At 71.7% G+C, this 16,236-nt stretch carries 15 protein-coding genes; 6 read left to right on the top strand and 9 right to left on the bottom strand.

The genetic code is table 11. From position 1 onward, the window contains the following. Window positions 1–41: 41 nt before the first annotated feature. On the bottom strand, window positions 42–881 hold the full coding sequence (locus ACWDSL_RS45185; protein ID WP_450494505.1) for an NAD(P)H-binding protein: 840 nt from the start codon (window positions 879–881) through the stop codon (window positions 42–44). 91 nt (window positions 882–972) lie between these two features. Between ACWDSL_RS45185 and ACWDSL_RS45180 the strand changes: the two genes are divergently transcribed. Beyond that, the gene (locus tag ACWDSL_RS45180; protein ID WP_450494503.1) at window positions 973–1,869 is read left to right on the top strand and encodes an AraC family transcriptional regulator; all 897 of its coding nucleotides are present in this window, start codon (window positions 973–975) and stop codon (window positions 1,867–1,869) included. Between the two features lie 12 nt (window positions 1,870–1,881). On the opposite strand, the gene ACWDSL_RS45175 is transcribed toward ACWDSL_RS45180, so the two are convergent. The 3 genes from ACWDSL_RS45175 to ACWDSL_RS45165 all read right to left on the bottom strand — a co-directional run bounded on the left by ACWDSL_RS45175 (window position 1,882) and on the right by ACWDSL_RS45165 (window position 6,516). Continuing rightward, window positions 1,882–2,994 (bottom strand): hypothetical protein, encoded by a 1,113-nt coding sequence (locus ACWDSL_RS45175; RefSeq protein WP_450494502.1) that lies wholly within the window; start codon window positions 2,992–2,994, stop codon window positions 1,882–1,884. Window positions 2,995–3,010: 16 nt separating this feature from the next. Further along, window positions 3,011–5,593, bottom strand: a complete 2,583-nt coding sequence (locus tag ACWDSL_RS45170) for a hypothetical protein (protein WP_450494500.1) — start codon at window positions 5,591–5,593, stop codon at window positions 3,011–3,013. Between the two features lie 215 nt (window positions 5,594–5,808). Then, the gene (locus ACWDSL_RS45165) at window positions 5,809–6,516 is read right to left on the bottom strand and encodes an IclR family transcriptional regulator (protein WP_450494498.1); all 708 of its coding nucleotides are present in this window, start codon (window positions 6,514–6,516) and stop codon (window positions 5,809–5,811) included. 402 nt (window positions 6,517–6,918) lie between these two features. Between ACWDSL_RS45165 and ACWDSL_RS45160 the strand changes: the two genes are divergently transcribed. Continuing rightward, window positions 6,919–7,593 carry a response regulator transcription factor gene (locus ACWDSL_RS45160; RefSeq protein WP_450494496.1) on the top strand — a complete coding sequence of 225 codons (675 nt, stop codon included), beginning with the start codon at window positions 6,919–6,921 and terminating at the stop codon, window positions 7,591–7,593. Window positions 7,594–7,672: 79 nt separating this feature from the next. Here ACWDSL_RS45160 and ACWDSL_RS45155 read toward each other — a convergent pair whose 3' ends face one another. Then, window positions 7,673–10,504, bottom strand: coding sequence for an ATP-binding protein (locus ACWDSL_RS45155; RefSeq protein ID WP_450494494.1), 2,832 nt, complete (start codon window positions 10,502–10,504; stop codon window positions 7,673–7,675). Between the two features lie 229 nt (window positions 10,505–10,733). On the opposite strand from ACWDSL_RS45155, the gene ACWDSL_RS45150 reads away from it, so the two are divergent. Continuing rightward, window positions 10,734–11,906: an FAD-dependent oxidoreductase gene (locus tag ACWDSL_RS45150; protein WP_450494492.1), complete on the top strand. Its 1,173-nt coding sequence runs from the start codon at window positions 10,734–10,736 to the stop codon at window positions 11,904–11,906. Between the two features lie 70 nt (window positions 11,907–11,976). Here ACWDSL_RS45150 and rpsN read toward each other — a convergent pair whose 3' ends face one another. After that, window positions 11,977–12,282 carry a 30S ribosomal protein S14 gene (gene rpsN / locus ACWDSL_RS45145; protein WP_450494491.1) on the bottom strand — a complete coding sequence of 102 codons (306 nt, stop codon included), beginning with the start codon at window positions 12,280–12,282 and terminating at the stop codon, window positions 11,977–11,979. Further along, window positions 12,282–12,518, bottom strand: coding sequence for a 50S ribosomal protein L28 (rpmB, locus tag ACWDSL_RS45140; RefSeq protein WP_450494489.1), 237 nt, complete (start codon window positions 12,516–12,518; stop codon window positions 12,282–12,284). The genes rpsN and rpmB overlap by 1 nt, the downstream gene beginning before the upstream one ends. Before the next feature lie 87 nt (window positions 12,519–12,605). On the opposite strand from rpmB, the gene rpmG reads away from it, so the two are divergent. The 3 genes from rpmG (at window position 12,606) to ACWDSL_RS45125 (ending at window position 14,430) form a co-directional block, all read left to right on the top strand. Continuing rightward, window positions 12,606–12,770 carry a 50S ribosomal protein L33 gene (gene rpmG, locus ACWDSL_RS45135; RefSeq protein WP_450494487.1) on the top strand — a complete coding sequence of 55 codons (165 nt, stop codon included), beginning with the start codon at window positions 12,606–12,608 and terminating at the stop codon, window positions 12,768–12,770. Between the two features lie 5 nt (window positions 12,771–12,775). Continuing rightward, on the top strand, window positions 12,776–13,033 hold the full coding sequence (locus ACWDSL_RS45130; protein WP_450494485.1) for a type B 50S ribosomal protein L31: 258 nt from the start codon (window positions 12,776–12,778) through the stop codon (window positions 13,031–13,033). A gap of 62 nt (window positions 13,034–13,095) precedes the next feature. Beyond that, the gene (locus tag ACWDSL_RS45125) at window positions 13,096–14,430 is read left to right on the top strand and encodes a CobW family GTP-binding protein (protein ID WP_450494507.1); all 1,335 of its coding nucleotides are present in this window, start codon (window positions 13,096–13,098) and stop codon (window positions 14,428–14,430) included. Here ACWDSL_RS45125 and ACWDSL_RS45120 read toward each other — a convergent pair. Together ACWDSL_RS45120 and ACWDSL_RS45115 are read right to left on the bottom strand one after the other, a co-directional pair. Next, window positions 14,346–14,609, bottom strand: coding sequence for a UBP-type zinc finger domain-containing protein (locus ACWDSL_RS45120; RefSeq protein WP_450494483.1), 264 nt, complete (start codon window positions 14,607–14,609; stop codon window positions 14,346–14,348). The two genes, ACWDSL_RS45125 and ACWDSL_RS45120, sit on opposite strands and share 85 nt — an antisense overlap. A 5-nt stretch (window positions 14,610–14,614) precedes the next feature. Continuing rightward, window positions 14,615–16,236: ATP-dependent Clp protease ATP-binding subunit (locus ACWDSL_RS45115; protein ID WP_450494481.1), on the bottom strand; the 1,622-nt coding region annotated here is incomplete at its 5' end.

The following is a 16,236-nucleotide window of genomic DNA, read 5'->3' as shown; positions in this document are numbered from 1 at the left end:
GGTGGCACCCGCGAGCGCGGGTGCCACCGGCGTACGCTCGGCTACGACCAGGCGCCGGCCGCGGCGGCCCGGGTGGCGTAGGTGTCGAAGTCGACGGGGTCGCGCCCGAGTACGCGCCGTACTCCGTCGGCGGGCTCGGCGAAGTGTCCGGCCCGCATCCCGGCGAACAGCGCGTTGAGCTCCGCGGCGGCATCCTCGGAGACCCCCTCGGCCAGGAGCTCGGCCCGGTACTCCTCCGGTGTGAGCTCCACATAGCGGATGGACCGCCCCGCCGCCTTGGCGATCGTCGCCACCGCCGTGCCGAAGGTGAGGGCTCGCGGTCCGGAGAGGTCGTACACCTGCCCGTGGTGGCCGTCCGAGGTCAGCGCGGCCGCGGCGACGTCGGCGATGTCCTGGGCGTCGATGAACGGCTCGGGCACGGAGCCGATCGGCAGGGCCAGCCGGCCGTCCCGCAGCGGAGCGCGCCAGACGGCGTCGTCGTCGAAGTTCTGGTTGAAGTTGTTCGGGCGGAGGATGGTCCACTGCACACCGGACTCGCGTACGGCCCTCTCCGCCGCGGTCATCCCCTGGAAGAAGTCCGCGGGGACCTGGTCGATTCCGCGCCCGGACAGGGCCACGAAACGGCCGACGCCCGCCTCGGTGGCCTGCTTGACGAAGATCGGGGCCAGTGCCGGGTCCTGGGGAGCCATGAGGTACACCGCCGACGCCCCTTCCAGGGCGGTGGGCCAGGTGTCCTGGTCGGACCAGTCGAAGCGGACCTCGCCGGAGCGGGACGCGGCCCGGACGGTCCTGCCCGCCGCCCGCAGGGTGTGCACCAGTCGGCGTCCGATCTTGCCCGTCGCGCCCAGGACCAGAATCGCTTGGTTGCTGCGTGTCGTCATGTCGGCCAGTCAACTGGCCGCGGTACAGGACGGGGCATGGGCCGTAGTCCGAGGATCATGTGCGATCGTCCGGACGGCTATCGTGAGGTTTATGGATCCGTTCGACGATCTGCTGCGAGGTGTCCGCTCGGACGGTGTCGGCTTCAGCCGGACGGAGCTGACGCCGCCGTGGACGCTGCGGTTCACCGAGGGGGCGTCCCTGACGCTGTGTACGCCGCTGCGGGGTGAGGGCTGGATCTCCCGTGGCGAGGGCGAACAGCCGCGGCCGGTCCGGGTCGGGGACACCGCGATCGTACGGGGGCCCGGGCCGTTCGCCCTCTCCGACCGGCCCCGGCCGCAGGGGCCGGCCGAGGTGGCGCCGGCCGATCGTACGGTGCTGGTCGTCGGGACGTTCCAGGTGCGGACTCAGGTGGCGCAGCGGCTGCTCGGGGTGCTGCCCCCAGTGTTGGTGATGCCCGGCAACGACGGGTGTGCGTCGCTGCTCGACTTCCTGGACGCGCAGTCCGCCGCGTGTCCGCCGGGGCAGCAGGTCGTGCTGGACCGCCTGCTCGACTGGCTGCTGGTGTGCGCGTTGCGGGGTTGGCTCGACCGGCCCGGGGCCGTGCCTGTCGGCTGGTTCCGCGCGCTGGGCGACGAGGCGGTCGGCCCGGTGCTGCGGGCCATGCATGCGGCGCCGGACCGGCCCTGGACGCTGGCGGCGCTGGCCGGTGAGGCGGGGGTGTCGCGGACGACGCTGACCGGTCGGTTCGCCGAGCTGGTGGGCAAGCCGCCATTGACGTATCTCACCGACTGGCGGATGACCCTGGCCGCCGATCTCCTGCTGGAGTCCACCGCGACGGTTGCCGCGGTGGCGCACCAGGTCGGATACGCGGACGCGTTCGGCTTCAGCGCGGCCTTCAAACGAATCCACGGGGTGAGCCCCAGCGAATACCGCAAGGCATGCCGCACGAGCGCCGATTGCACCGGCACCGCATGCTCACCGGCCTGACGAGTTCACGCCTCAGCCCGCGAACGCCGGCTTCGGGTTGAGCAGCAGGTGGCGGCCGAGGGCCGAGAGCCACTTGCCCGCGGTCTCCAGCGCCGTGGGCATGGCGGAGGCCCGTGCGGCGAGGGCGGCCGCGCCCACCTCCCCGGCCTCGGCCGCCACGCCCGCCCCCGCCCCCGCTTCGGTCAGGCCCGTTCCGACCGCCGCCGCGCCGAGCTCCAGGCCCGCGACCACCGGTAGCAGTTCGATGGCGAGCAGTGCCAGCAGCCCGACGCCCATGACCGCGGCGGCCAACCGCAGGGCGTCCCGGTCACGCGGCATCCGATTGAGGTATTCCTCGTTCAGCCATGGGGTCAGGGTCACGCCGTACGGGGTCCGGGCGGCCGCTCGGCGGCGTTTCTCCTCGTCGATCAGCTTGCGTACGACCGCCAGATCGGAGTTGTAGGGCATGCGGTGGATCTCGTACAGCAGCAGCCCGTCGATTCCGTAGGGCCAGTTGCGGTTGAACGTCGGCTGGAAGCAGATCCACTCGACGTACTTGTTGCCCTGTTCGTCGGTGTACGGCGGCAGCGGGACGATCCGCTGGTACATGGGGATCGGCCGCCACTTGGAGGCACCGGCCTGAACGCTGTAGGAGGTCAGGCTGAAGCCCTCCTTGATGTCGGGGTCGAGCCTGCGGATGATCTGCTGGAACTTGTTCAGCTTGTAGCCGATGTCGTCTCTGAGGGTGGGCACCGCCTGATTCGCGGTGGAGACCTCCAGCAGTTCCAGTACGATCGGACCGGCCTGCGGGGGCCTGGCACAGAATCCGAGAATGTCGGGGCGCAGCTGCCCGCCGGCCTTGTAGTCCCTGCGGAACTCCTTGACCAGCCGCCCCAGCAACCGGTCAGGCCCCGTCAGATTGGTGAGCAGCCGCGTGTACTCGTTCTCGGCCAGGACGAAGGACGCTTCGGGATAGCGGCCTTTGAAGTCGGGGTAGAAGTAGCCGAACATGGCCCCTTGGGCCCACTGCCACTCCATGGTGTTCTCTTCACCCTTCGCGGTGCCTCGTACCCGCCCCGCGCCCCGGGTGAAGTTGCCCTCGCCGGGGCAGATGGTGATCTGCTGGGTGTCGAGCCCGGAGGCCATGACGCATCAACACCCTTCAGGAGATGGCCGAGAGATTGCTGGTGACCGCGATGTCCGTGCCCGACGTCGGGGTGTATTCGTTCCATTCGGCGATCAGTTCGCCCTTCTCGCCCGGCTGCATGACCGGGAACGGCGCGGCCGGGGACCCGTTGTGGGCGTTGTCGAGCCCGGCGACCTCGATATGGGTGCCGTCGGGAATCCTGGTGATCTTCTGCGCCTCCTGGCTGTGTTCCAGACCGTGGACCGCGTCGATGACGACCTGGGCGCCGACCACGAACCCCGAGCTGGAGGCGACCGGAATGGACACCGGCCGGGTGGAGGGGCCCACCGTGGCGGTCGAGGTGGTGAACACCGCGTCCTCCAGCCGGGTGGCGACCCGGCCGGGGTTGGCGGGCGGGATGCCCGGATAGTTGCGGTCGTCGTAGGCGGCGATCTCCTGGGCGATGGTCCAGTACTGCGAGGGGTTCTCGGGGGCGTTCGGATCGTCGATGACACCGTGCTCGACGAAGTTCACCCACCGCGTCTCCCAGCCCCTGCGAATGGTGAGCACCACCCGCGCGCTGCCCGCGCGCAGAAACGCCTGCCGGTTGGCGTCGGGGTGTTCGATCTCGCGGATGAAGCGCCAGCTCTCGGGGAGGTCCCAGAAGTACGAGTAGAGGAAGCTGACCACGTTCTCCCACTCGATGGCCTGGTTGACGAAGCGTACGACGTCCTCGTACTGGCGGACCGTCGTCCACAGCGTCGAGTCGGGGCCGATGGTGTTTCCCTCGAAGCCGGTGCCGTGTGCCACGTCCACTTTGGCCGCGGTGAACGCGTCGAGGACTTCCTTCGGCATGCTGGGGAACCTGCCGCCGAGCAGGTAGCGCAGCACGTTCTTCATGATCTCGTCGCTCTCTTCACGGCGCAGGGTGAGCGTGTCCACGTCGTTCAGCCGCGCTTCAAGCGCCGCGATCCGGCCGGCGATGTCCTGCTGCTGTGCGTAGTATTTGGTCTGCGCGGCCGTGTAGAGCGCGTTCCACACATCGAACTGCCAGCGCTCCATGGCAGCTTGGGTGGGCTGGACTTCGGCGGTCAGCAGCAGGGACTGGGTGGACACCTGGTCGAAGACCAGGACGAGGACCGGTGTCCCGGTGGCGCCGGCCATGAAGTCGCCGCCGTCGGTGTCCCGCTTGAGCACCGTGTCCGGGGCGAAGATCTTCTCCCCGAAGGGATCGAAGGGCAGGGTGGTGCCCTCGATGGTGAACTGGCCCGAACGGCCGGCGAAGCTCGTCATCCGGCCGCTGATGGTGATGCTCACGATCTCGTACCCGGCGGGGATGTTGAGCGGCATCCTGGTGACGCCGCGGCCCTGCGGAAGCGGCCCGGTCTCCACCGCGTACGTCTGCGGGGGCAGGTCCGGGGGCGGCGGCGGCACCTGCGCGTCGTACTGGTCGGCGAGCACCAGATAGTGCGGCGACTTGGGGGTGGGCGGGTCGGTCTCCGGCGGCTCCGGGTCGCCCTTGCGGACCTCGGCGGTGATGTCGTTGTGCGGGATGTTGAAGACGAACGGCCCGAGTTGGGCCTGCAGCGCCTCCAGCTCCGCGTACGGGCGGCGCATGGTGGCGGCGGGCTCCGGGAGGACGACGTCGTAGGTCTGCCGCATGCCGTACCGGTAGAGGCGGACCCGCCACTTGCGCATGAGGCTGAAGTAGTCGATGCGGATCGGGTTGGTCGCGCTGGGGTTCTTCAGCGTCCTGGTGGTGGTCTGCGAGGTCCCGGTGACCGTGGTCGTGGTGATGGTGACCTTGTGCTCCTGCCGGGCGCGGGTGGACGCCTTCTGGGTCAGGGTGGTGGCGTGCTTCCTGCTGTCGGTCGCCGACTGGGAGGCGGCGTCCTGCCCGGTGTATCCCGAGGTGACGGAGCCGGAGATGACGGGGATGCCGCCGGAGACGGTCCCGGTGATGTTGAACTGGTTGGAGTGCTGCTGCTGTGAGGACGTCGACTGCGACAGCTCGGTGTTGTCCGTGACCCCGGTCTCGCTGAAGGTCTCCAGCGAGTCGGTGACGATCGAGCTGAACTCCTTCTTCTGGACCGACCATTCCTTGTAGGTGACGGCGGTCTCCTCCTGCGGGGCCAGGGGAATGGTGGCGACGAGTTCGCCGCGCTCGATCCCGGCCGGGGTCATCTCCAGCCGTTCCAGGTTCATCAGGCCCATCCGGGGCGCGGCGGTGTTGGCCTCGAGGCCCTTGGCCGCGACCACGGCGGTCTGCAGCGCCTGTAGCGCCGCGCCGCGATCGGATGTCTCGGTCTCCTCCGCGCGCTCGTGGCGCAGGGCGACGACAGCCTGTCCGAACTCTTCGAGTGCGCGGGTGTGGACCGCGGCGAAGGCGGAGAGCGGAGCGGGGGAGAAGGAGGGCGGGGTGAGCAGGTCCCGCAGGGGCTCGGCGAGTTCGGGGTGCCGGTCCCGTATCGCGTTCGCCTCGTCCGGCTGGAGCTGGAGCTGGCGTACGAACGCGGCCTTCGTCAGGGCCTGTCCGATGGGTGGGGTCTCCACGTCCAGGGGGACGAAAGTCGCTTTGTCGATCTCGCGGGTGGACTGGTCGAGCACGGGCGCCGTCACCGGCGGAGTCGTCGGCGGGATTGTGGGAAGAGCCGTCGGCGGCACCGGTGAGGGGATGCTCGGCGTGTCGGTTCCGGACCTGGATCCCGATCCGGACTCGGCGACATGGGTCATGGTGATCTCCACAGAGGGTGACGAGGGCCGCACTCCGGGCCACTGGCCCCGACCTTCGCACAGCGGGTCACTCCGGGACATCTGTTGTGCCGCTGAGCGGATCAGCGCCCCGGGCGCCCTTGCATCGAGGCGCTGATGACCCTCCCCGTCCGTACCACCGAGGCCGTCAGGGGGGACAGCGGCTGAGAGGGGTCGACCAGGGCGCACAGGGCCGCGACGGCCGTGCCGCTGCGGCCGCGCAGGGGGACGGCGACACAGCACACCCCCTCCGCGACCTCCTGACGGTCGACGGCGAACCCGGCCTCCCGGATCTGTGCCGCCTCCCGGGACCACGCCTTGGTCGGCGGGTCGACGGGCAGGCCGGCGGGCGCGCCCGCCACCAGGACCTTTCCCGCGGCGGTCGTCCAGGGGAAGGCCGTCCCCGCTCGCATCGGCGCGAAGGTATCCCATTCGCCCGGGACCGCGGCGGCCGTCAGCGCCCGGCCCTCGCGCAGTACGAAGATCCCCACCGTCGCACCGGTGGCTCTCGCCAACTCGTGGACAGGTCTGCGGGCGAGCGCCAGCATGCCGGGGTGCGGCTGCCAGCCGAGACCGAGCCGGAACATGCGCGAGCCCATTCGGAAAAGGCCGCCCGAGCGTTCCACCGCGCCCAATTCGACGAGTTGTTCGAGGAGCCGGCGTGCGGTCGTCTTCGGTAATCCGCTCTCCGCGGCCAATGCTGTCAGCCGGGATTCCCCGGCCCTTTCCACGGCCTCCAGCAAGGCGAACGCGCCTTCGAGGACCCCGCGCCCGCCACCTGGCATATTCATATCCACCACCGCCGAGCCCGCCCTTCCACCACCGCTGCCGCTTTGTACTCCCTCAGGGAAAGGAAAGCATTCTCGGATGGACGGAGGATAAATTCCCACGTGAAATACGCGACGGTGTTGACAAGCGGGCCCACTCGCCTTTACTCCTGCGCGGTGCGGCCGGTGACGATCGCCACGACCCGCTCCCGGTGGCCCTCCTCGGGCGCCGCGAGGCGTGGTCGGCGGTCTCGCCCGGGGTTGTGGCGGGTTTTCGAGGAGTTTCCTTAGCGTTTTCGCTGTATGGGGCGCCGATGGTATCGGAACGATAAAGGAGGCTTTCGAACGCACGGTCGCCGAGGTCGGCTACCGTATGATCACATCCGGAGCCCCGCAATCCGTTTCGCGGTGGACAGAGGGAGAACATTGCGCGCCTCTTCAGAGCCGCCGAACCCACAGTCGGCGACGAGGGAATCCAGGCGCAGGATTTCCGTCGTTATCCACGCGCAGGACCCGATCTCCCAGGAAGGGGCGGTCGGCCAGCTGCGCAGGCACCCCGAGGTCGCCCTCGTCGATGAGTCGGACGCCCAGGTGGGAGATGTGGCGGTGCTGCTCGCGGACTCGGTCGACGAGACCACGCTCACCGGCCTGCGCAGACTCGTGCACGACGCGAGGCTGCGCGTGGTCCTGGTCGCGAGCCTGATCCGCCGGGCCGAACTGCTCGATGTGATCGAATGCGGCGTCGGGGCCATCGTCTGGCGGCGCGAGGCCACCGGAGACCGTCTGTTCCAGGCGGTACTCGCGGCCTCCCGCGGTGATGGCGACCTCCCCACCGATCTGATCGGCCAACTGGTCAGCCAGGTCGGCGCGCTGCGGCCCGGCGCGGTCGGCCGCCCCGGGGTGCCGCTCGGCCTGGCGCCGCGTGAGACCGACGTCCTGCGGCTGGTCGCGGAGGGGATGGGCACCGGCGAGATCGCCGTCAAACTCGCCTACTCCGAACGGACCGTGAAGAACGTCATCCAGGGCCTGACGACCCGGCTGGGCCTGCGCAACCGCGCCCACGCCGTGGCGTACGCCCTGCGGGAGGGCTACATCTCCTGACGGCGCGCGCCGAGCGGCCATCCGGCCAGGGCCGAACGGTCAGCCGCGGAGCGGCCGGCGGGCCGACCCGGGGCGCGGCTCATCCTGACCGGCCCAATGGGGCCAGCGCGCCGAGTTCGCGGCGGGAGGCGATGCCGAGCTTCGGGTACGCCTTGTAGAGGTGGTAGCCGACGGTACGCGGGCTGAGGAACAGCTGGGCGGCGATGTCCCGGTTCGACAGCCCGTCCGCGGCCAGACGGATCACCTGGAACTCTTGCGGGGTGAGCCGGTCGAGCCCGGACCCCGCCGCAGCGCGCGGGTGCGACACCCCCGTCGCCCGCAGTTCGCCGCGGGCCCGGTCGGCCCAGGCGGCCGCCTCGATGCGTTCGAACGCCTCCAGCGCTGAGCGCAGTTGGGAGCGGGCGTCGGCCTTGCGGCGGGCGCGCCGCAGCCACTCCCCGTACAGCAGCTGGGTGCGGGCCCGTTCGAAGGGCCGCCCGCCCCGGGCGTGCAGCGCGACGGCCTCGGCGTACAGCGGGCCCGCCGCGTCGGCGGGTGCGGTCAGCGCGCGGCAGCGCAGCGCGACGGCGTGGGCCCAGGGCCGGTCGGCCGCGCGGGCCCAGCGTTCGAACTTGGCCAGCGGAGCGGCGGCCCGGTCGGGCTGTCCGCTGCGGGCGGCGGCCTCGACCTGGTCAGGTGCGAGGTGGACGAGGAAGGTGGAGCCGCTGTCCCGGGCCGACGGCGCGTCGGCCGTGGCCTCGAGGCGATTCAGCGCCTGCTCGTGACGTCCATGGACCAGGTCGAGCAGACCGATGGCCATGCTGCCCCAGGACACGGTCCGCAGGGTATGGCGCCCCGCCGCCCGGGCGACGGCGGGCTCGGCGAGCCGCAGGCACTCCTCCTCGTCCCCGGCCGCGGCCGCCAACCAGGCGAGTACGCAGCGCAGATGGTCGGCCCGGTGCGACTGGCCGATGCTCTCGGCGAGCGACAGCCCCTCCTGGGCGTGCGCGCGGGCGTCCTGGTGGTTGCCGAGGTAGATCTCGGTGATGGCGAGGTGCTCCAGCATGCTGGGCAGCCAGCCGATCAGCCCGCCGGCCCGGGCGTCGGCCACCAAGGGATTGAGGATGCGTGACGCCGTCTCCTCGTCCCCGGTCATCATTCCCATCGCCCCCGCGATCAGGCGCTCGCCGGGGTGGGGGGCCGGGGTGGGGACGGTGCCGTACGGGGCGAGAACGGCCTCGGCCAGGGCGTTCATGGGGCCGATCGCGGCCGCGGGGTCACCGGCGATCAGCCGGGCCAGGCCGTTCAGCGCGCGGCTGTACGGGGTCTTGCCGCCGACTGCGAGCAGCCGGTCCGCCGCGGTGCGGGCCAGTTGCGCATGGCCCGCGAAGTAGGCGTCGCGGACGGCTTCCATCAGCATCGCGACGGCCTTGTCCGCTTTGCCCGGGTGATTCCCGTCGAGGGCGCGAGCCCCGTCGATGAGCAGCCGCGCGGCGCGCAGCGGCGACCCGTCCTCGAACTCCACCGTCGCCCGGACATGGGCGACGCGCGCGGCCAGGAAGGGTTCGGCCGCTCCCTCCGCCGCCCGCTCGGCCAGCTCCAGCGCGCGGCGCGGCTCGCCCGAGTCGGTCGCCGCCTCGGCAGCGGCGACCAGCCGGTACGCCCGTACAGCGGGGTCCGGGGTGAGTTCCGCGGCGCGTTCGAGGGCCATGGCCTGCGCCGCGTAGCCGGACCGGCTGCGGGCGCGGTCGGCGGCCCGCTCCAGCGCGGCGGCGGCGCGCTCGTCCGTCCCGGTGGCCGCCGCGGCCAGGTGCCAGGCTCTGCGGTCGGCGGTGTCGTTCGGCGCGTCGGCCGAGGCGTCCCCGAGTGCGGCGGCCAGGGCCCGGTGGGCGTCCAGTCGCCGGTGCAGCGGAGCCGCCTGGATGACGGCGGCACGGGCGAGCGGATGGCGGAACCCCACGGCACCGGCCGTGGTGCGCAGCAGCCCGGACCGTTCGGCCGCCTCGGCGTCCGCCACCCCCGCGCCCAGGCTTCCGGCCGCCCGGAGGATCACGTCGAGGTCGCCCGTCTGCTCCAAGGCGGCGATCAGCAACAGCGTTCGCGAGGGCTCCGGGAGGCGGTCGGCCTGGGCGCCGAAGGCGCTCCGCAGCCGCTCGGTCAGCGGAAGCGAACCGAAGTGGAAGGCGAGTGGCAGCAGTCGTCCCGTCCGCTGCCGCGGGGTGAGGGCGTCGGGCAGTTCGATCAGCGCGAGCGGATTGCCGCCGGCCTCGGCCAGGACACGCTCCCGTACGCCATCGGCCAGTTCGGGGCTCGTCTCGGCCAGCAGCGCGCTCGCCGCCGCCCGACCCAGGCCTTCAAGACGCAGCTCCGGCAGGCCCGTCAGCGGGTGGCCCGCACCGGTCTCCCGGGCCCCGAAGAGCAGCACCACCCCCTCGCCGGTCAGCCTGCGGGCGGCGAACACCAGGGCCTCGGTCGAGGCGCGGTCCAGCCAGTGCGCGTCGTCCACGACGCACAGCAGCGCCCCGTCCCCGGCGAGTTCGGCGAGCAGCGACAGGACCGCGAGGCCCACCAGGAAGCGGTCCCCGGGCTCCGCCGCCGCGAGCCCGAACGCTGCGCGCAGCGCGGCGGCCTGCGGCGCCGGCAGGGCGGTCACGCGGTCCAGCGCCGGGTGGAGCAGGGCGTGCAGTCCGGCGAAGGGCAGCTCGGCCTCGAACTCGATCCCCGTACTGCGAATCGTTCTGAACGGGACGGCCGAGTGCGCCGGGTCGGCGGCCATGGCCGCCACATGATTCAGAAGCGCCGACTTTCCGATGCCGGGGACGCCGCGCACCACGAGGACCCCGCTGTGCCCGCCACGGGCGGCGGCCAGCAGACCGTCGAGGGCGCCCAGTTCCTCCGCCCGGCCGTGCATCACCACGCGGGGCCCCGCCACGCCGTACGGTCACCAGGCCGCGAACGGGGCGCCGATGCCCCGGCCCCTCGCTCTCCCCCTGATCGCAGCACGCTATGACGATACCTAGATCGAGCGGGTGTGCGACCCGCACACCCCAGTCATCCGGCAGATTCCCCCGCCCCCGCCGGTCCCTAGCGTGGCACCCGGGCGAGGCCGCGGAGGGCCTGCCCGGTGTTTGTGCTTGTGTCGCTCGTCGTTGGAGGTATCGATGGACCGTCTTCCCCAGACCGCGGACGTCCTGATCGTGGGTGCGGGACCGGTCGGCCTCGCCCTCGCGACCAAGCTCGCCGCCGCCGGGATCGACGCCGTACTGGTGGACCAGGCCGCGGAGGGGGCCAACACCTCGCGGGCCGCGGTCGTGCACGCCCGGACCCTCGAAGTGCTCCGCGAGATCGACGCGGCCGACGAACTGGTCCAACGGGGCCTGCTCGTCACCCGGTTCACCGTCCGGGACCGCGACCGCACCCTGCTCACCGTCGGCTTCGACGATCTGCCCACCGATTTCCCCTTCACGCTGCTGGTCCCGCAGAACATCACCGAGGAGGTGCTGCTCGCCCGGCTGAAGGCGTCCGGCGGGCGCGTGCTGCGCCCCCACCGGCTGGCCGGTATCAGCCAGGACGCGGAGGGCGTGACCGCGGTCATGGCGGACGGCCAGGAGATCCGGGCGGCGTACGCGGTGGGCACCGACGGTATGCACAGCACGGTCCGGGAGCACACCGGGATCCCGTTCACCGGCGACACCTACGCGCAGTCCTTCGTGCTGGCGGATGTCAGGATGGACTGGCCGCTCGGGGACGACGAGATCCAGCTCTGCTTCGCGCCGGAGGGCGTGGCCGTGGTGGCCCCGCTGCCCGGCGGCAGACACCGCATCGTCGCCACCCAGGACGACGCCCCGGCCCGTCCCGGCATCGGGGATGTGCAGCGGCTGCTGGACGCCCGCGGCCCTCAGGCCCACCCGGGGAAGGTGACCGAGGTGGTGTGGAGCTCGCGGTTCAGGGTGCACCACCGGCTGGCCGACCACTACCGGTCCGGACGGCTGCTGCTCGCGGGGGACGCGGCCCATGTGCACAGCCCGGCCGGCGGGCAGGGGATGAACACCGGCATCCAGGACGCCCTCGTCCTCGGCGGCAGACTTGTCACGACGCTGCGGGACGGCCGGGACGTACTGGACGAGTACGAGTCGCTGCGCCGCCCGGTCGCCGAGCAGGTCGTGGCGTTCACCCACCGGATGACAAAGATCGCCACGGTCGGGAACTCACCGCTGCGCACGGTCAGGAACACCGCGCTGCGCGCCCTGGACTGGCTGCCCGCCGTTCACCGCACCCTGGCCATGAACCTCTCCGAACTCGCCCTCGACCCGGAGCGCGCCCAGGCCGGGTGAACCAGGCGGTACGGAGGCGGGGCTGCCGGCCGGCCGATCCGGCTCCGGCGCGCTGAGCGGCGGGCGCGGATCACCAACTGCTCTTGGTCACCCCGGGGAGTTCGCCCGCGTGCGCCATCTCGCGCAGCCGGATCCGCGACAGGCCGAAGGCGCGCAGATGGCCGCGGGGTCGGCCGTCGACGGAGTCGCGGTTGCGCACCCGGGTGGCGCTGGCGTCGCGTGGCTGGCGGCGCAGTTCCCGCTGGGAGGCGGTGCGTTCCTCGGCGGAGCTGTCGGGGGCGGCGATGATCGCCTTCAGTTCGGCGCGGTGCTCGGCGTAGCGGGCGACGATCGCGCGGCGCCGCTCATTCTTGGCAATCTTGCTCTTCTTCGCCATCAGACCTTTCCTCCCCTGGCGTGGATACGGGCCACGGCGGCCTCGACGCCGATCGCGTCGACGGTCTTGATCCCCTTGGCGCTCAGGGTGAGCCGGATATGGCGGCCCTCGCTCGGCAGCCAGTAGCGCTTGCGCTGGATGTTGGGGTCGAACCGGCGCTTGGTGCGGCGGTGTGAGTGGGAGATGCGGTGGCCGAAGCCCGGTTGCCGGCCGGTGAGTTGGCAGTGTGCGGACATGGTGTTCCTCTCGTTCCGTCGGGTGCTGACGGGAGCACCTTAGCCCATTGATGAAAATGAAAACCAACTTCATGTATGTTGTGGGGCATGGCACGGAACGAACTACGCCCGATCGTCAGACTGAGGTCCACCGCCGGCACCGGCTACACCTATGTGACCCGCAAGAACCGCCGTAACGACCCCGACCGGATGACCCTGCGCAAGTACGACCCGGTCGTCGGCCGCCACGTCGACTTCCGCGAGGAGCGCTGACCGCCATGAAGCCTGGAATCCACCCCGAGTACCGGCCGGTCGTCTTCCGCGACCGGGCCGCCGACTTCGCCTTCCTCACCCGCTCCACGGCCACCAGCGACAAGACGGTCGTATGGGAGGACGGCAGCACGTACCCCGTCATCGACGTCGAGATCTCCTCGGCGAGCCACCCCTTCTACACCGGCACCCAGCGCGTCGTGGACACCGCGGGCCGCATCGAGCGCTTCGAGCGGCGCTACGGGCGCGGACGGGGCACCCAGTGAACGCCGAGCACGGGGGGTACGCCGAGCACGGGGCGCGCGGGTGGCACGGGGGACAGGCGCGGTTGCCCGTCGCGATCGTCGGCGGGCTGCACACCGAGGCCCGCCGGGCCGCCGTCGAGGAGATCCTGCGCACGGTGCCCGGCTCCATCGCGCTGCATCACGACTTGTCGGCCGCCGCCGACGGCGCCGTCCACCGCACCGTACGAGACGCCCGGGGCCTGCTCGCCGAGGGCGACGCGCCCCTGGTGAACAACTGCGCGTGCTGCGCGCTGCGCGAGGACCTGGTCCCCGAGTTGCTGCGGCTGGCCGACGGCGGCGGCCACCGGCTGGCCGTCGTCGAGCTGTGGGAGTCGGTCGAGCCGCAGGCCATGGCCGCGGTCATCGCCGCCGAGGGCGCGCCCCTGGCGCTGACCGGAGTGGCCACCGCGGTCGACCCGGCCCTTCTGGTGCCCTGTCTCGCGGACGGCAACGACCTGGCCGAGGCGGGCCTCGCCGCCGCCCCGACCGATCAGCGCACCATCGCCGACACCTTCGCCCGGCAACTCGAATACCCCACGGTGATCGCCATCGCCGAGGGCGGCGCGGCCGACGAGCCCGCCTGCGACGCCGACCACGCGCTGCTCGCCCAGCTCACGCCCGGCGCCCGGCGGGTGCGTACGGGTGAGGCGGCCCTCGGCGCCGCCCTGCTGGAGGGGTTCGACGTCGCGGCGGCGGCCGCCCGGCAGCATCCGGCGTGCGCGCTGCTGCCGCAGGAGCGCGACGAACACGGCGTGGGCACCCTCGTCTGGCGGCGCGAGCGGCCCTTCCACCCCGGGCGGCTCTACGCGGCGCTGGAGGATCTGGCCTGCGCCGCCGCGCGCAGCCGGGGACGCTTCTGGCTGGCCGACCGCCCCGACACCCTGCTGTCGTGGGACGCGGCGGGCGGCGCGCTGTGCGTGGAGTCCACCGGACCCTGGATGGCCGCGCTGCCGGAAGCGGCCTGGGAGATGATGCCCGCCGAGCGCCGGGTCGCCGCCGCGCTGGACTGGCATCCCCGCCACGGCGACCGCCGCCAGCACCTCACCTTCACCTCACCGGGCCTCGACCGCGACGCCCCGGCGCCAGGAGGCCAGGCGCCGCCGCGTCAACCCGCTCGACGCCGCCGGGCTCACGTACGTGGACTACAAGGACACCGAGCTGCTGCGGAAGTTCATCTCCGACCGCGGGAAGATACGCAGCCGCCGGGTGACCCATGTGACGCGCGGACAGCAGCGGCAGATCGCCCGCGCCATCAAGAACGCCCGCGAGATGGCCCTGCTCCCCTACGGCGCCGTCAGACCAGCGCCTCGTGGACGAAGCACCACCGCCAGTCCTCACCCGGCTCCATCGGCTCCATGATGGGGTGTCCCTCCTCGTGAGCGTGGGCGCGGGCGTGCCTGAGCGGTGAGGAGTCGCAGCAGCCGACGTGTCCGCAGGTCAGGCAGAGCCGCAGATGTACCCAGGCGGATCCCAGGCGCAGGCACTCCTCGCAGCCTTCGGAGGTGCGCGGGGTGACATCGCGGACCATGGACAGATGTGGGTCCGGCTCGAGGGCCATGGCGTTCACCCTTCCTGTGGTTCCTGCTCGTAGGTGACGACCAGTTCGCCGTGCTGGGCGTCGACGCGCACCGTGGCGCCCTCCTGGACGTCGCCGCGCAGCAGGGCGCGTCCGATCAGGGTCTCGACCTCGTGCGAGATGAAGCGGCGCAGCGGCCGTGCCCCGTAGACGGGATCGTAGCCCTCGTGGGCGATGACCTCCCGGGCGGCCTGGGTGAGCTCGACGGCGATCCGGCGCTCGGCCAGGCGCTGCCGCAACTCCTCGAACTGCAGGTCCACGATCCGCTCGATCTGGGGCTCGCCGAGCGGCTTGAACAGCACGATGTCGTCGACCCGGTTCAGGAACTCGGGGCGGAAGTGTGCGCGCAGCTCGCTCATCACCAGGCCCTGGGCGTCCGGTTTGAGCTCCCCCTCGGAGGTGACGCCGTCGAGGAGGTGCACCGAGCCGATGTTGGACGTCATGATCAGGATGGTGTTGCGGAAGTCGACCACCCGGCCCTGGGCGTCGGTGATCCGCCCGTCGTCGAGGACCTGCAGCAAGGTGTTGAAGACGTCGGGGTGCGCCTTCTCGATCTCGTCGAACAGCACCACCGAGTACGGCTTGCGGCGCACCGCCTCGGTGAGCTGGCCGCCCTCCTCGTAGCCGACGTATCCGGGCGGCGCGCCGAGCAGCCGGCTGACGGTGTGCCGCTCCTGGTACTCGCTCATATCGAGGCGGACCATATTGTCCTCGGTGTCGAACAGGGCCGCGGCCAGCGTCTTGGCCAGCTCGGTCTTGCCGACACCGGTGGGGCCGAGGAAGATGAACGACCCGATCGGGCGGCGCGGGTCCCGGATCCCCGAGCGGGCCCGGATGATGGCGTCGGCGACCACCTTGACCGCCTCGTCCTGGCCGATGACCCGCTCCCGCAGGATCTCGTCCAGGCGCAGCAGCTTCTCCCGCTCGCCCTCCTGGAGGCGGGAGATGGGGATTCCGGTCCAGGCGGAGACGATGTCGGCGATCTCGTCCTCGGTGACGACCTCGCGCAGCAGCCGGTGGGCGCCCTGTTTGGCGGCCAGCTGCTCCTCCTCGGCGACCAGCCGGCGCTCCAGCTCCTGGAGCCTGCCGTAGCGCAGTTCGGCCGCGCGGTTGAGGTCGTAGACGTGTTCGGCCTCCTCCGCCTCGCGGCGTACCTCCTCCAGCTCCTTGCGCAGCTCCTGCACCCGGCGGATGGACTGCCGCTCGGCCTCCCACTGGGCGCGTTTGGCGTCGGCATCGGCGCGCAGATCGGCCAGTTCCCGGCGCAGCTCGGCCAGCCGCTGCTCGCTGGCCGGGTCGGTCTCCTTGGCGAGCGCGGCGTCCTCGATCTCCAGGCGGGTGACCCGGCGGGTGATCTCGTCCAGCTCGGCGGGCATGGAGTCGATCTCCGTACGCAGCCGGGCGCACGCCTCGTCGACGAGGTCGATGGCCTTGTCCGGCAGGAACCGGTCGCTGATGTAGCGGTGGCTCAAGGTCGCGGCCGAGACCAGGGCGGTGTCCTGGATCTTGACGCCGTGGAAGACCTCCAGGCGCTCACGCAGCCCGCGCAGGATCGAGATGGTGTCCTCGACGGACGGCTCGTCCACCAGCACCTGCTGGAAGCGGCGCT

It is taken from the genome of Streptomyces sp. NPDC000941 (assembly GCF_053599555.1).
This window is presented reverse-complemented; position numbering and strand designations above follow the sequence as displayed.